Origin of the sequence: Micromonospora sp. NPDC049089, from assembly GCF_040648775.1 — a bacterium.
Classification (GTDB): Bacteria; Actinomycetota; Actinomycetes; order Mycobacteriales; family Micromonosporaceae; genus Micromonospora.
Window position 1 is genome coordinate 1 of the sequence record NZ_JBEZEH010000193.1, and the last position, 14126, is coordinate 14126.

At 72.7% G+C, this 14126-nt stretch carries 14 protein-coding genes; 9 read left to right on the top strand and 5 right to left on the bottom strand.

The annotated features are described in order from the left end of the window. Positions 1-174: 174 nt before the first annotated feature. The 4 genes from AB0B48_RS26570 (at position 175) to AB0B48_RS26585 (ending at position 4491) form a co-directional block, all read left to right on the top strand. A complete protein-coding gene (locus AB0B48_RS26570; protein ID WP_357206295.1) occupies positions 175-1380 on the top strand; it encodes an ROK family transcriptional regulator in 1206 nt (401 codons plus the stop codon). A gap of 159 nt (positions 1381-1539) precedes the next feature. Next, positions 1540-2505 carry an ATP-binding cassette domain-containing protein gene (locus tag AB0B48_RS26575; protein ID WP_357206271.1) on the top strand — a complete coding sequence of 322 codons (966 nt, stop codon included), beginning with the start codon at positions 1540-1542 and terminating at the stop codon, positions 2503-2505. Then, entirely contained in the window at positions 2502-3332 is an 831-nt protein-coding gene (locus AB0B48_RS26580; RefSeq protein WP_355006842.1) for an ABC transporter permease, read from the top strand. Before AB0B48_RS26575 ends, AB0B48_RS26580 begins: the two co-directional genes overlap by 4 nt. Before the next feature lie 70 nt (positions 3333-3402). Next, complete coding sequence (locus AB0B48_RS26585) at positions 3403-4491, top strand: crosslink repair DNA glycosylase YcaQ family protein (protein ID WP_357206274.1); 1089 nt, start codon at positions 3403-3405, stop codon at positions 4489-4491. A 47-nt stretch (positions 4492-4538) separates the two neighbouring features. On the opposite strand, the gene AB0B48_RS26590 is transcribed toward AB0B48_RS26585, so the two are convergent. The 3 genes from AB0B48_RS26590 to AB0B48_RS26600 form a co-directional block, all read right to left on the bottom strand. After that, positions 4539-5525, bottom strand: a complete 987-nt coding sequence (locus AB0B48_RS26590; protein ID WP_357206276.1) for a transporter — start codon at positions 5523-5525, stop codon at positions 4539-4541. After that, positions 5522-6412, bottom strand: a complete 891-nt coding sequence (locus tag AB0B48_RS26595; protein WP_357206278.1) for an ABC transporter ATP-binding protein — start codon at positions 6410-6412, stop codon at positions 5522-5524. The genes AB0B48_RS26590 and AB0B48_RS26595 overlap by 4 nt, the downstream gene beginning before the upstream one ends. Positions 6413-6497: 85 nt before the next feature. Continuing rightward, positions 6498-6905 carry a GntR family transcriptional regulator gene (locus AB0B48_RS26600; protein ID WP_112678633.1) on the bottom strand — a complete coding sequence of 136 codons (408 nt, stop codon included), beginning with the start codon at positions 6903-6905 and terminating at the stop codon, positions 6498-6500. Positions 6906-7168: 263 nt separating this feature from the next. Here AB0B48_RS26600 and AB0B48_RS26605 point away from each other — a divergent pair, with 263 nt between their 5' ends. Further along, positions 7169-8437, top strand: coding sequence for an Nramp family divalent metal transporter (locus AB0B48_RS26605; RefSeq protein WP_357206281.1), 1269 nt, complete (start codon positions 7169-7171; stop codon positions 8435-8437). A gap of 89 nt (positions 8438-8526) precedes the next feature. On the opposite strand, the gene AB0B48_RS26610 is transcribed toward AB0B48_RS26605, so the two are convergent. Both AB0B48_RS26610 and AB0B48_RS26615 read right to left on the bottom strand, forming a co-directional pair. Beyond that, complete coding sequence (locus AB0B48_RS26610) at positions 8527-8799, bottom strand: hypothetical protein (RefSeq protein WP_357206283.1); 273 nt, start codon at positions 8797-8799, stop codon at positions 8527-8529. 266 nt (positions 8800-9065) lie between these two features. Beyond that, positions 9066-10004: a hypothetical protein gene (locus AB0B48_RS26615; RefSeq protein ID WP_357206285.1), complete on the bottom strand. Its 939-nt coding sequence runs from the start codon at positions 10002-10004 to the stop codon at positions 9066-9068. A gap of 150 nt (positions 10005-10154) precedes the next feature. Here AB0B48_RS26615 and AB0B48_RS26620 point away from each other — a divergent pair, with 150 nt between their 5' ends. The 4 genes from AB0B48_RS26620 to AB0B48_RS26635 all read left to right on the top strand — a co-directional run. After that, positions 10155-11267, top strand: coding sequence for a hypothetical protein (locus tag AB0B48_RS26620; RefSeq protein ID WP_357206287.1), 1113 nt, complete (start codon positions 10155-10157; stop codon positions 11265-11267). 29 nt (positions 11268-11296) lie between these two features. Continuing rightward, on the top strand, positions 11297-12346 hold the full coding sequence (locus tag AB0B48_RS26625) for a nitronate monooxygenase (RefSeq protein ID WP_357206289.1): 1050 nt from the start codon (positions 11297-11299) through the stop codon (positions 12344-12346). A 67-nt stretch (positions 12347-12413) separates the two neighbouring features. Continuing rightward, positions 12414-13511 (top strand): SRPBCC domain-containing protein, encoded by a 1098-nt coding sequence (locus AB0B48_RS26630; protein ID WP_357206291.1) that lies wholly within the window; start codon positions 12414-12416, stop codon positions 13509-13511. 13 nt (positions 13512-13524) lie between these two features. Then, positions 13525-14126 (top strand): hypothetical protein (locus tag AB0B48_RS26635; protein ID WP_357206293.1); only part of this gene is annotated, 602 nt, incomplete at its 3' end.

The following is a 14126-nucleotide window of genomic DNA, read 5'->3' on the forward strand; positions in this document are numbered from 1 at the left end:
TGTATTCACCGCTGGTTTGGTAGCAACGCCGTTGGGTCGGGGGTCTCTTCTACGGGGACCCATCGTCGTCCCTGCACCCCCGCACCAACCGGCCTCGACCCGGAAGGAGGTCTGACCGTGGCGACACCAGTACGGGCCAGGCCAGCCGGCGTCGGCCGCAACGCGGAAACCCCGCTGCCGGCGCTCCCCGGCGCCAGCCAGGAGGAGATCCGGCGGCAGAACCTCGGCGCTGTGCTGCGCTACGTCCACCTGCACGGACCGACGTCCCGCGCCGAGCTGACCAGCCGGCTCGGCCTCAACCGAAGCACCATCGGCGCCCTCGCGGCCGACCTGGTCACCAGCGGCCTGGTCACCGAGGAGGTGCCGGCCACCACCCGCCGCGCCGGCCGACCCTCACTCGTGGTCAGCCCTCGCTCCGACCGGGTCTACGCACACGCGTTGAGCATCGACGCGGACCGGCTGCGTGCCGCCCGGGTCGGCCTGGGCGGGCAGATCCTCGATCTGCGGGAGATCCCTCGCCCCAGCGGCATGTCGGCGATCGACGCCGTCGGACCCCTCGGCGACCTGGTCCGTGACATGGAACGCTCGGTGGCCGGCGACGGCCTGCTGGTCGGCGGCGCCGCGGCGGTCACCGACACCACCCGCGACCCGGACGGCAGGCTCCGGATCGCCAGCATCGACGAAACGCTCGGCGTCGCGCTGGAGGCGGAGTTCAGCACCGGGCCTGGTTTCGTCGCCGGGGACCTGGCGGACATCGCCGGCCTGGCCGAGCACGCCAGGGGCGTCGCGGTCGGCATCGACGACGTCATCTACCTGCACGGAGACCTGGGCATCAGCGCCGGCATCATCGTCGGCGGCCGACTGGTGATCGGCCACCGGGGCCACAGCGGCAAGGTCGGCCACATGGTCGTCAACCCCAACGGCCTGCCGTGCGGCTGCGGTTCACGCGGCTGCTGGGAAACCGAGATCTCCGAAGCCGCGCTGTTGCGGCACGCCGGCCGTGATCCGAGCGACCGCGCGGCGGTGGCCGAGGTCCTGCGCGCCGCGGCTGCCGGCGACCCGACCGCTCGCGCGGCGGTCGAGCAGGTGGCGGACTGGCTCGGTTTCGGCGTGGCGAACCTGGTCAACGTGGTCAACCCGGACGCCGTGGTGTTCGGTGGCTCGCTGCGCGACATCTTCACCGCCGGTGCGAACGTGGTCCGGGACCGGCTCGACACCATGCCACTGCCCGCCTCCCGCGAGCACCTGCGGTTGCGCGCGGCGGCGCTCGGCCGCGACGCCGTTCTGATCGGCGCCGCCGAGTTGGCGTTCGACAAACTCCTGGCCGATCCGTTGAACGTCGGTGTCGTGGGCCAGGTCGGGACCGCCGACCCCGAGTAGCCGCGACTTCCCACCGGCGTGTGATCCAACGGCTGCCGCGACGCTCTCCGCCGGCACCGTTCTGCCCCCCCATTCGATCGGGCCTTCATGGGCGTTCCCGTACGCGCTATCGTACGTTGTACGGTAACGGGGACACGGTTTCAGGAGGGGAGCGCTCTGATGACAGGAGCCGACGCGATAGTGGCGCACGGGCTGCGCAAGCGGTATCGGGACCGGTACGCGCTGGACGGGTTCGACCTGCGGGTGCCGCGGGGAACCGTGTGCGGCCTGCTCGGCCCGAACGGGGCCGGCAAGACCACCTCGGTACGGATCCTCACCACCCTGCTCCGACTCGACGAGGGTCGTGCCGAGGTGGCCGGCTTCGACGTGACCAACCAGGCCGATCAGGTGCGCTACCGCATCGGGCTGGTAGGACAGCATCCCGCGCTCGACGAGGCGCTGAGCGGCCGGCAGAATCTGGTGCTCTTCGGCCGGCTGTTCCACCTGGGCCGCCGCCGGGCCCGCCAACGGGCGGTCGAGCTGCTGGAACGCTTCGGTCTCGCCGACGCCGCCGAGCAGCCGGTCAGCACGTACTCCGGCGGCATGCGCCGACGGCTCGACCTGGCGGCCGGCATGATCCTGGCCCCCGCGGTCCTCTTCCTCGACGAGCCCACCACCGGGCTGGACCCGCGTGGCCGCAACGAGGTGTGGGAGTCGGTCCGGGAGTTGGTGCGTGCCGGCACCACAGTGCTGCTGACCACCCAGCAACTGGACGAGGCCGACCAACTCGCTGACCGGATCTCGGTGGTCGAGGCCGGCCGGGTGATCGCCGAGGGAACTCCGGACGACCTCAAGACCCGGCTCGGCGGCGATCGCATCGAGGTGGTCGTCGCGGCGCCGACCGACCTTCCCGCCGCCGTCGCCCAGATACGCCGGGCGGCCGACGACGAACCGACTGTCGACGTGGACCGACGGATGGTGAGCGTCCGGGTCGGCCACCAGGCCGGTGCGCTCGTCGACGTGTTGCGGTCACTCGACGCCGTGAACGTCCCGGTGGCGGACGTCGCGCTGCGCCGCCCAACCCTGGACGACGTGTTCCTGCACCTCACCGGCCACCGGGCGGCGACAGCGGAGGTGGCGGCATGAGCGCGGTGAGCATGCCGGCCCGGCCGGTGGATCTGACGCCCGGCCGGCCCACCCTCCTGGCCGACAGCGGCACGCTGATCTGGCGCGCCCTGGCCCGGTGGCGACGCGATCCCGGCCCGCTGGTCGCCTCGCTCGGCTTCAACATCCTGATCGTGCTGATGTTCGCCTACCTGTTCGGTGGCGCGTTGCAGGTGCCCGGCGGTGGGAGCTACCGAGAGTTCCTGATGCCGGGCATGTTCGTGATGACCATGGTCTTCGGCATCAGTCTCACCACGATCGCCGTTGCCGAGGACCTGGAGCGCGGGGTGACCGACCGGCTCCGGTCAATGCCCGTCTCACCGCTGGCGCCGCTGGCGGCCCGGGCCGTGGCCGACATGCTGTTCGCGCTGGTCACCCTCGGGGTCCTGCTGCTGACCGGTCTCGCGATCGGGTGGCGGGCACACGGTGGGGTCGGTGCCACGCTGGCGGCGGTGGGGTTGATCCTGCTGCTGCGCTTCGCCCTGATCTGGGTCGGCATCTTCCTCGGGTTGGTCACCCGCGGGCAGACGGCCGTGGTGGCCGTGCAGACCCTGGAGTTTCCGCTCGGCTTCCTCTCCAACGCGTTCGTCGCACCGTCCACAATGCCCGCCTGGCTCGGTGCGGTGGCCGCGTGGAACCCGCTGTCGGCGACCGTCGGTGCCACCCGTGAGCTGTTCGGCAACCCCGGTTGGGGCGGCGACTCCTGGGCGGCGCAGCACTACCCGGTGCTGGCGGTGCTCTGGCCGCTCGTCCTGGTCGCGGTCTTCCTGCCGCTCTCGGTGGCCCGGTACCGACGGCTGGCCGGCTGAGCCCGAACGGACGCGGGGTTCGACTCTCTGGGCCCGATCGGTGTCGGTGGTCGTCGTTAGGCTCACCGGCGTGGATGTGCACCGACTCGATCGGGCCCAGGCGCGGCGGATCGCCATCCGGGCCCAGCTGCTGGCCGCTCCGCGTCCGACCGACCTGCTGACCGTGGTCCGCCAGTTGACGCTGGTGCAGATCGACCCGACCGCCGCTGTCGCGCCCAGCGCCGACCTCGTCTGCTGGAGCCGGCTCGGCTCGTCGTACCAGCCGGCGCACCTGCGCGAGGCCCTCGAACGGGACCGGACGCTCTTCGAGCACCACGCGATGGTGCGACCGATGGACGACCTGGGGCTCTTCCTCGCCGAGATGGCGGCCTCGCCCGGTCATGAGCGCCACCGCGAGTGGCTGCGCGCCAACGACTCGTTCCGGCGCGACGTGCTCGACCTGCTCGGCCGCCGTGGCCCACTGCTCTCCCGTGACATCCCGGACACCTGCGTCGTGCCCTGGCCGTCCTCCGGTTGGACGAACAACCGCAACATCACCCAGATGCTGGAGTTCCTGGTCCTGCGCGGCGAGGTCGCGATCGCGGGCCGCCAGGGGCGGCAGCGGCTCTGGGACGTCGCGGAGCGGGTCTATCCGTCCGGGGTGCCCGTCATCGAGCTGGAGCAGGCGCGCCGGCTTCGCAACGAGCGGCGGCTGCGGGCTCTGGGCATCGCCCGGCGGAAGGCGGTCATCGTTCCCGGAGAGCCCGCCGAGGTCGGTGACGCGGGGGAGCCGGCGGTGATCGAGGGCGTCGTGGGGGAGTGGCGGGTGGATCCGGCCGCGCTCGGGCAACCCTTCACCGGGCGTACGGCATTGTTGTCACCGTTCGACCGGCTGGTGCACGATCGGGTCCGCCTGGCCGACCTCTTCGAGTACGAGTACGTGCTGGAGATGTACAAGCCCAGGGCGAGTCGACGGTGGGGCTACTTCGCGCTGCCGATCCTGCACGGCGACCGGCTGGTCGGAAAGGTGGACGCCACTGCCGAGCGGCGGCGCGGCATGTTCACCGTGCACGCCATCCACGAGGACGTGCCGTTCGCCCCGGAGGTGACCCGGGCCGTGCACGAGGAGGTGCGCGACCTGGCGTCCTGGCTGTCGCTCACCGTCGAGGGTCTGCCCTGACGGGTGATCGCCGAGCCCCGTGGCCCCGGCGATCACCCGTCGTCGAGCTACGCGGTCCGGCGCACCCGGCGAATGGCGAGGTAGAGCAGCAGGAAGGCCAGAGCGACGAAGATGCCGGTCTCGATGCCCTGGAACAGCCAGAACCGGTCCGCCGGTTGGTAGAGCTGCCAGTTGTACGCGCCCGGTTCGAGGCCCAACTCGGCACCGCAGACCCGACCGTCCGGCCCCTTCCCGGCCGGCGGGCACTGGATCCGGCCGTCCGAGATCAACTCTCCGTCGGGGTTACGGATGCCCTGGGCAAGGACCCAGTCCCCCCGGCTGATCTCCGGCGGCCCTTCCCCCTCGATGGGGAAGGTCTGGGTGCGGGCCGGCTGGTAGTGCGGTCGGGCCAGGATCGCCACAGCCGCTCGTACCCCGATGTACCCGGCGAGGGTGATGCCCATGGCGGGCAGCATCCGCTTCCAGATGGTGCCGACGAAGACGCCGAGCGCGACGGCGAAGAGGGTGTAGCCGATCGGAGCGACGCCCTGAAGGTCGAAGACGATCACGCCGAACCGACCCTCGAACGCCGCCTGCGTGAGCGGGTCGACCCACCACGACATGCCCAGCCCGTAGACCGCCGCGAGGAGCACGACCGCCGTGCCCACCAGCCCGAACTTCACCACGGCCCAGCGGGTCCGACCGACGCCCTGGGTCCAGACGAACCGGTGCGTGCCCTGCTCCACCTCGCGGGCGACGAGCGGGGCACCCCAGAACAGGCCGACAAGCGCCGGCAGGGTGATCAGCAGTACGGCCACCAGGTTCAGGCTGCCGTACTTGTTGCTGAAGCGGTGGAACCCCGCGTCGCAGGTCTCCCGGGTCGCCTGCGCCACGTCGGCGCGGGCGAGTTGGCTGGCACAGTCGGTCAGTCCGAGGTCGGCGAAGGTGTGCCGCATCGCGATGCCGATCGGTACCAGCAGGGCGGCGAGCGCGGCGAGCGCCAGCAGCGTGTAGAACGCCTGCTTGCGGTGTTGCCGCCAGGTCAACCAGATCATGCTGCTACCCCCCACTCGCTGTGACTGGTCTTCGTGGTGCCGTCGGCCAGGTATGCCAGCACGACGTCCTCCAGGCTCACCTCGCGGACCGTCCAGGCCGGATCGGTGACCGGCCCGTTGGCGCGGACCAGCAGAGTGGACTGCCGGTCGGTGTGGCTGGCCCGGATCACTGCGGCGACGCCCCCGATGACGCCGCCGTCGTGTCGTGGCCCGACGAGCTGCCGGTGCTCGGCGACCAGGTCGTCGACCGCGCCGGTGAGCTGCACCTGGGAGGCGTTCAGCACGATCAGGTAGTCACAGACCCGTTCCAGGTCGGCCAGCAGGTGCGAGGAGAGCAGGACGGTGGTGCCCGACTCCGCGACGCTGCCCATCAGCGACTGGAGGAACTCCCGTCGCGCCAGCGGGTCGAGGCTGGCGACCGGCTCGTCGAGCAGCAGCAGTCGGGGCTGCTTCGCCAGCGCCAGAGCCAGCGCGACCTGGGCCCGTTGACCGCCGGAGAGCTTGCCGACCGGCTTGTCCGGCGGGATGCCGAGCTGCGCCAGTCGCTGACGGGCCAACGCCGCGTCCCACCGCTTGTTCAGCTTGCCGCCGGCGATGACCAACTCGGCCGCCGTGAAGTCCCGGTACAGCGGGGTGTCCTGGGCGACGAAGCCGATGTCGGCCAGGCCCTCGGTGTCGCCGTACGGGGATCGGCCGAACACCCGGACCGCACCGGCATCGGGCTTGAGCAGCCCGACGGCCAGGTGCAGCAGCGTGCTCTTACCCGCGCCGTTCGGCCCGACCAGCGCGGCGATCCGGCCGGCCGGCAGATGCAGCGAGCAGTCCCGCAACGCCCAGGTGCTGCCGTACCGCTTGCCGAGCCGGTCTGCCTCCAAGACCATGTCCATTCCTTGTCCTCTCGTTCCGTTCACGCCACCGCTTCGCGGTCGCGCGAGCGCTCGTGGTGCCTGATGCTTCGTTCGCCCTGCTCGCTCACGCAGGCTCCTTCTGTGGGGCGTCGTCGGCGAGGGTGGCGCGCAGAGTCGTCTCCACCAGGGCGATGACGTCCTCCGCCGTGAGGCCGGCCGCCTGCGCCCGGTGCAGCCACGCGACCAGGTCGTCGCGCAGCTCGGCCTGGTTGGGCAGGGACGCGCTGGCCAGCGTGCGCTGGACGAACGTGCCCACCCCGGGTCGGCCGCCGACCAGACCCTCGATCTCCAACTCCCGGTACGCCTTCAGCACCGTGTTCGGGTTGATCGCCAGGGATTGCGCGACGTCCCGGACCTTCGGCAACTGGTCGCCCGGCGTCAGCAGGCCAACCCGGAGCGCCTGTTTCACCTGCTGCACGAGCTGCATGTAGGTGTTCACCTTCGACCGGCTGTCCAGTACGAACTCGATCACTCCCGATGATCCTTCCTGTTGTCCTACGACAGTAGGACTAATAGACAGCTTCATCGGTGGCCCACCGGCTGTCAAGCCCGAAGGGGCACGTTCTGTTCGGGCGCGGCGCGTCTCGCCCGGCGCGCCGCGTTGCGTGCCGGCGGGCGCATCGAGTCCTGCCAGGCGGGCCGACCCAGGTGGCACCGGCAGGCCACCGGTTGGCACCCGAGGGTCAGCACGGGGGGAAGGGACCGGCAGCGATCCGCGTGGACGGGAGGTGTTCGATGGTCACCAACGAACTGACGACGTCGAGGGCGACTCCACTACAGGCCGCTCGCGCCCGGGGCCGCGTACGCGGGCGGTTGATCCTGCTCGGCCCGGCGTTCGTCGCCGCCGTCGCGTACGTCGACCCCGGCAACTTCGCCACCAACTCCGCCGCCGGGGCCCGCTACGGCTACCTGCTGGTCTGGGTCGTGGTGGTGGCGAACCTGATGGCGATGCTGGTGCAGACGCTCACCGCGAAGCTCGGGCTGGCCACCGGGCGCAGCCTGCCCGAGCTGTGCCGGGAACGCCTGCCCCGACCGCTGAACCGGGTGATGTGGGTGCAGGCCGAGTTGGTGGCCATGGCCACCGACCTGGCCGAGGTGATCGGTGGCGCGGTCGCCCTGTACCTGCTCTTCGGCATTCCCCTGCTGCCCGGCGGGATCATCATCGGCACTGCCGCCTTCGCGGTGCTGGCGTTGCGCTCACGCGGGTACCGCGCCTTCGAGATCGCCATCGCCGTCCTGCTCGGCGTGATCGTGCTGGCCTTCGCCGCCAACCTGCTCGCCTCCGGCTCCGATCCCGGCTCGGCCATGGCCGGCATGGTGCCGCGCCTACAGGGCACCGACAGCGTGCTGCTGGCCGCCGGCATCCTCGGCGCGACAGTCATGCCGCACGTCATCTACGTGCACTCCGCGCTCACCCGCGATCGCATCCCTGCCGCCGACGACGGCGAGCGTCGGATCCTGTTCCGCGGCCAGCGCACCGACGTGCTGCTCGCCCTGAGCGCCGCCGGCGCGGTCAACCTCGCCATGCTGCTGATCGCCGCGGCGAGCTTCCGTGGTGGCGGCCCGGGTGGCGCGGAGAGCCTGGAAGGGGTGCACGCCGGGCTCGGCCAGACCATCGGGACCGCCGCCGCGTTCGGCTTCGCCGTCGCACTGCTGGTCTCGGGGCTCGCCTCCACGAGCGTCGGCACCTACGCCGGAGAGGTGATCATGCAGGGCTTCCTGCGGCGGCGGGTACCGCTGCTGCTGCGTCGGCTGGTCACCCTGCTGCCCGCGTTGGCCGTGCTCGCCATCGGCCTCGACCCGACCCGGGCGCTCGTGCTGTCCCAGGTCATCCTCAGCTTCGGCATCCCGTTCGCACTGATCCCGGTGGTCGCCTTCACCCGCCGACGCGACCTGATGGGCAACCTGGTCAACCATCCGCTCACCACCGCCGCGGCGTCCCTGGTGGCCGTGCTGGTGGTCGCGCTCAACGCCTTCCTGCTCTGGCAGGTCGTCGCCGGGTGAGTAGGCCGCCGGTCGCCACTACCTCGATGTCGTACTGAACGGGATCCGGACCCGCTGAGCGCCAGGGGATCGAAGCCTGACCTGACGCGTCACGTCCGACGGCCCTCGTCGCGGACGGGAATCTCCTGGAGCTGTTCGAGGGCGTCCGCCGGGTTGGCGTCGGCAGGCAGCGAGGTGACCTCCTCCAGCGTGCCCGCCGGGAGGGCGCCCTGCTCGGCCAGGTCCGCCTCGGACGCTTCGGGGTCGACGTCACCCGACACCCGGTCCGGCGGCCCGACGTCGAACGCGTCCTGTCGTTGCTCCTGGGCATCCGCCTCCGGAGGAGGAAACGTTTCGCCCTGATCATCCCGGTACGTGCTCATCGGAGCCTCCCACCCGGCGGGTGTCGACATGCCGCCGGGCCGCTGCCTACCCGCCAGCGCCCCAGTCAGGCCGGCACGCCAGTCGAGATCTCGGCAGTTTCCGGGACAGTGCTGCCTCCGCAGCGGCGGAAGCAGCACCATCCCGGTGGTTGCGCGGATCTTGAGAGGGGTATCGCGTCATGCGCGCCGGCAGTGGCCGGCGGTCGGCGTCCGTACCGTGGCGGGTGACCCCAGGTCGCGCAGGCAGGTGACACCGGCCGTGACGGTCAGCGGGCCGGCGTGCCGGCCCGGCGGGTACCGGCGGCCAGCCCCAGCGCCAGCAGCACGCACACCGCGCCGACCAGGAAGAGCAGCGACGCGGCCGGCTGGCCCAGCCACTCCCAGTACGGGTGCCAGGCCGGGTGCGGTTCGCCGAGGTGGTGCGACAGCAGGGACGGGACGCTCAGCGGCAGCGGCAGCCACCACAGCACCGTGGCCACACCCATCAGACCGTTCACAGTGCCGCGGCTGCGGCGTCCCTCGGTGCGTCGGCTGACCCAGCCGAAGACCAGCCAACCGGCCACCGCGCCCAGCACCCCGGCGGGGACCACCAGGGGTGGCGGCGCGCGGTGCAGCTCGACCGAGAGGTAGTTGGCGTCGACGGCTGTCTGCGAGGAGATCGAGGCGTTCAAGATGGTGTCGCCACGTCGGGCGGTCAGCGCGGTGTCGATGACCGCCCGCGGGGTGGCGCACATCTTGTCCGCGCAGGTCACGCGGTCGGAGACCTGTGGGTCGTACACCCGCCAGCCGGCACCGGTCAGGCGCTCCCGGGCCACCGTGACGATCCGCTCGGCGGGCGCCGGTGGCGCGCCGAGGGCGCCGGCGCCGGTGGCGCTCTCCTGGTACTCGCCGCCGTCACCGAGCACCAGGGTCGTGACCGTCGACAGGCGCAGCGCGTGCCCGTAGACGACGAAGAGCGCCGGCGGGGTGTCGATCTCGCCGAGGTCGTGGCCGGGAAAGACCTCGGTGAGGATGGCGGCGGCCTCGGCCCGGTCGGGTTGCGGTCGGGAGGTCTCCCAGGCGGCCCGGCTGGCCAGGGCGCCGGTGAAGAGGCCGCAGACGACAGCGGCGAGCGGCACCCAGGCGACGGCGGCGCCGCTGGCTGGCCGGCCGAGGCGGCGCAGCAGCCGCAGTGCGAACCGGGTGGCCGGCGCGGTGTCGCTCACGGACATGTCCACCCCCGGCGTGAAGATCAGGCGGAGCGACAGTACATCGACCAGGGGTCCCGGCGCGTCCCCCCGATCACCACCGACCGTGGCCGGGATCGGCCAGGATGGGCGGGTGGCCGGTCACGGCCGCGACGAGGAGGGTGGGCGATGCGGGTACGTGGACGGTTGACCTGGGGGCGGCGTGCTCGTGCGGGGGCGGTGGTGACCGTGTTGCTCGCGGGCGTGCTGCCGCCGGCCGTGGTGCTGGTGCCGGGCGCTGCCACGGCGGGCGCGGCAGCGGGGACGCCGGTCTGCCAGGTGCGCGACGACCGGCTGCGCGAGATCTCCGGGATGGTAGCCACCGACGACGGGTACGTGGTGATCAACGACGGGGCCGACGACGAGGCCCGCCGCCGGATCTTCTACCTCGACCAGCGCTGCGCCGTGGTGCGCACCGTCTCCTTCCCGTCCCGGCCCCGCGACACCGAGGACCTGGCCATCGGCCGGGACGGCACCGTCTGGGTGGCCGACATCGGTGACAACGACCGCTCCCGGCCGACGGTCGGCGTGTGGCGGCTGGCACCGGGCGCGAAGCAGCCGGTGCTGCACCGGATGACCTACCCGGACCGTCCGCACGACGCCGAGGCGCTGCTGCTCGACGCCTCCGGTCGGCCGCTGATCGTCACCAAGGGCGGCAGTGGCACTGTCTTCCTCTACGCGCCTGCCACCGCGTTGCGGCCGGACGCGACGACGCCGCTGACCGCGCTCGGTCAGGTGACAGTGCCCTCGACCACGACCAGCAACCCGTTCTCGTTCCTGGGGCGCGGCGTGATCACCGGCGCGGCCAGCGCGCCGGACGGACGGCGGGTGGTGCTGCGCAGCTACGCCGACGCCTTCGAGTACGACGTCCCCGACGGCGACGTGGTCCGCGCGTTGACCACCGGCACCCCGCGGATCACGCCGTTGCCGGACGAGCCCCAGGGCGAGTCGATCACCTACAGTCGCGACGGCCGGTCGTTGCTGACCGTCTCCGAGTCCGCCGGTCAGCCAGCCGGCACCCGCTCGACGATCCTGCGCTACCCGGCCACGGCCACCACTGTCACCGCCGCGCCCTCCACGGAGTCCGTCGACCCGGTGTCGCCCACGGCGGTCCGTCCGGCTGCCGGAGCGGCCGGCGCAGGGGGTGGGCGGGCCTGGCCGCTGGCCCTCGGCGCGGGGACACTGCTGGTCCTGCTCGGGTTCGCCGGCGTGCTGTGGTGGAGACACACCGCGCGCCGCTGAGCGGGCCGGCGCTGCGGCAGGATGGGGGGATGTCCGTCCTGTCCACGTTGCGCCACCCGATCATCGCCGCCCCGATGGCTGGTGGCCCGTCCACGCCCGCGCTGGTGGCCGCCGTGTCCGCCGCGGGTGGGCTGGGCTTCCTCGCCGCCGGGATGATCGACACCGGCCGGCTGCTCGCCGACGTCGCCGAGGTCCGCTCGCGTACCGATCGGCCGTTCGGTGTGAACCTCTTCCTGCCCGATCCCGGCGGCGTCGACGAGGCCGCCGTCCGGGCGTACGCCGAACGGCTCGCCCCGCAGGCCGCGCAACGCGGCGTGAGCCTGGGCGAGCCGGTGGGCGGCGACGACGCGTACCCGGAGAAGCTGGCCGCGCTGCTCGCGGACCCGGTCCCGGTCGTGTCCTTCGTGTTCGGGTTGCCCGATCGGGCGGCGGTCACCGCCCTGCGCGAGCGGGGCACCGAGGTGTGGGCCACCGTCACCCGCCCGGACGCCGCGACCGCCGCCGCCGACCTGGGTGCGGACGCGGTGGTGGTGCAGGGCACCGAGGCCGGTGGGCATCGCGGTGGTCTGCCGGACGACGACGACTACGGGTTGCTGCCGCTGCTCCGGCTGACCGCCGCCCGCTGCGACCGGCCGTTGGTGGCTGCGGGTGGCCTCGTCGACGGCCCCTCGGTGGCCGCCGTGCTGGCCGCCGGCGCTGCCGCCGCGCAACTCGGCACGGCCTTCCTGCGCTGCCCGGAGGCGGGCAGTTCGCCGATGCACCGGGCGGCGGTGGCCGGTGCCGCACCGACCGCGTTGACCCGGGCGTACACCGGTAAGCGGGCCCGTGGCGTGGCCAACGACTTCCTGCGCGAGCACGACGCGGAGGCACCGCGTGGTTACCCCCAGGTGCTGCACCTGACGCGGCCCCTGCTCGCCGCCGCCCGGCGCGACGCGGACGCATCGGTGGCCAACCTGTGGGCCGGGCAGGCGCACCCGCTGGCCCGGGACGTGCCGGCGGCGCAGGTGGTCGCCGAGGTGAGCGCGGACGCCCGGGTCGCGCTGGCCACAGTGGTCGAGCGGTCCAGCCGCTGGGGCTGACCAGGCCGTCGGCAACCGGCTCGGGCGGGCGGGACAGGCCGGGCGGGCAACCCGTTAGAGTCTCGCCGTGATCGAGATCGGTGCGCAGGTTGAGCTGTCCCACCCGGCTGAGCGGGTCTGGCGCGCCCTGACCGATCGGGAGTTGCTCGGCCGGTGGTTCGCCGAGGCCGAGATGGTCGAGGGCGTACCGGACCGGGTGCTGCTGCGCACCGCCGGCCTGCCCGGCTTCCAGGCCGACGTCGAGGTCGAGGTCACCGAGCGGCAGGAGCCGGACCTGCTCGTGCTGGCCTGCGACGAGGCCGGTCGGCTCAGCGAGGTGACCTGTGACGTCACGGCCACGACTCAGGGCTGCCGGCTGGAGGTGCGGGAGGTCACCACGCACGGCGGGTGGTCGGTCGAGCAGCAGAAGCCACGCGAGCAACAGCTCCGGCAGGCGCTGACGGTACGACTGCCGGCCATTCTCGACTGGCTCGCCTTCCAGCAGGTCGACCTGAGCCGGGCCGACGGTGGGATGACCGCGGAACTGCCGCTGATCGGCGTACGCGGCAGGGCCGGCCGCAACCCCCGTCGACGTCGCACGGTGGTCGCCGTGGTCGCCGGGGCCGTGCTGCTGGCGGGGACGGCGGCATGGGTGACGTTGCCGCGCGACTCGAAGCCGGTCGCCGCGCCAGCAGCGACCGCGACCGCGTCCGCGTCGCCGACCGCGACGGCCGGCAGGGCGACGGTCGTCTCCACGGCGACCCCCTCGGCGCGCCCCTCCCGGGCCACCGCATCGGCGACCACCCGGCCGAGCCGGACCCCGTCGGCGAAGCCCTCGCTGACGCCCACGTCGGCGGCGCCACCTCCGCCACCGGCGCCCGTCACGGCCCGCTACGAGACCGAATCCGACCGACTGTTCGGCTACACCGGAGAGATCGTGGTCGGCAACCCCGGCGGCGCACCGGTGACGGACTGGGCAGTGGTGGTCACCCTCGCCGAAGGCACCACTGTCGACGACGTCGAGGGCGCGAACTGGCGACAGGACCGACGGGTGATCACCTTCACCGGAGCCGCCGTGGCGGCCGGGGGATCCCAGACGATCAGCTTCGACGTCCGCGACAGCCGGCCGAACGCCCGGGAGCCGGAGAGCTGCACGATCGGCGGACAGCCCTGCGCGGGCCTCTGACTAGGCTGCCGTCATGGCATTGCTGCACAGGGCGACCCTGCACCCCACGAAACTGGACCTGCTGACGGCCTGGCTGCCCACCCGACAGTGGTACGCCGGACCGACCGGAGTCGAGGTGGTCAGCCGGGGCGCCTACCGCTTCGACGACCCGGACGGCGAGGTCGGCATCGAGACGATGCTGGTCGGCGCCGCCGACGGCCCGGTCCACCATGTTCCGCTCACCTACCGCGCCGCGCCCCTCGACGGTGCGGACGGCTGGCTGGTCGGCACCACCGAGCATTCGGTGCTCGGCAAGCGCTGGGTGTACGACGGCTGCGTCGACCCGGTCTACGCGGCCGCGCTCGCCCACGCGATCCTCACCGGCAGCGGTCAGGCGGAGCAGTACTTCGAGGTCGACGGCCGGCGCGAGGTGCGTGAACCGACGGTGACGGTCGTCGTCGACGCCACCGCCGCCGCCGCCCAGGTACCGGCCGTCGGCGCGGTGCGACGGGTGGTCGACGAGGACCGCACGCTCATCGCCACCGACACCGTCGAGCTGGTCGTCGTGCGCCGGCCGGGGGCCGGGGCCGACGGGTCGACCGGGGGCACGCTGAGCGGCAGTTGGGACGGTCAGTC

What these genes read in the sequence shown, in the direction of transcription:
- AB0B48_RS26575 (WP_357206271.1), top strand. Translation starts at nt 1,540, where the DNA reads ATGACAGGAGCCGACGCGATAGTGGCGCACGGGCTGCGCAAGCGGTAT.
- AB0B48_RS26580 (WP_355006842.1), top strand. Translation starts at nt 2,502, where the DNA reads ATGAGCGCGGTGAGCATGCCGGCCCGGCCGGTGGATCTGACGCCCGGC.
- AB0B48_RS26590 (WP_357206276.1), bottom strand. Translation starts at nt 5,525, where the DNA reads ATGATCTGGTTGACCTGGCGGCAACACCGCAAGCAGGCGTTCTACACG.
- AB0B48_RS26595 (WP_357206278.1), bottom strand. Translation starts at nt 6,412, where the DNA reads ATGGACATGGTCTTGGAGGCAGACCGGCTCGGCAAGCGGTACGGCAGC.
- AB0B48_RS26605 (WP_357206281.1), top strand. Translation starts at nt 7,169, where the DNA reads ATGGTCACCAACGAACTGACGACGTCGAGGGCGACTCCACTACAGGCC.
- AB0B48_RS26610 (WP_357206283.1), bottom strand. Translation starts at nt 8,799, where the DNA reads ATGAGCACGTACCGGGATGATCAGGGCGAAACGTTTCCTCCTCCGGAG.
- AB0B48_RS26620 (WP_357206287.1), top strand. Translation starts at nt 10,155, where the DNA reads ATGCGGGTACGTGGACGGTTGACCTGGGGGCGGCGTGCTCGTGCGGGG.
- AB0B48_RS26625 (WP_357206289.1), top strand. Translation starts at nt 11,297, where the DNA reads ATGTCCGTCCTGTCCACGTTGCGCCACCCGATCATCGCCGCCCCGATG.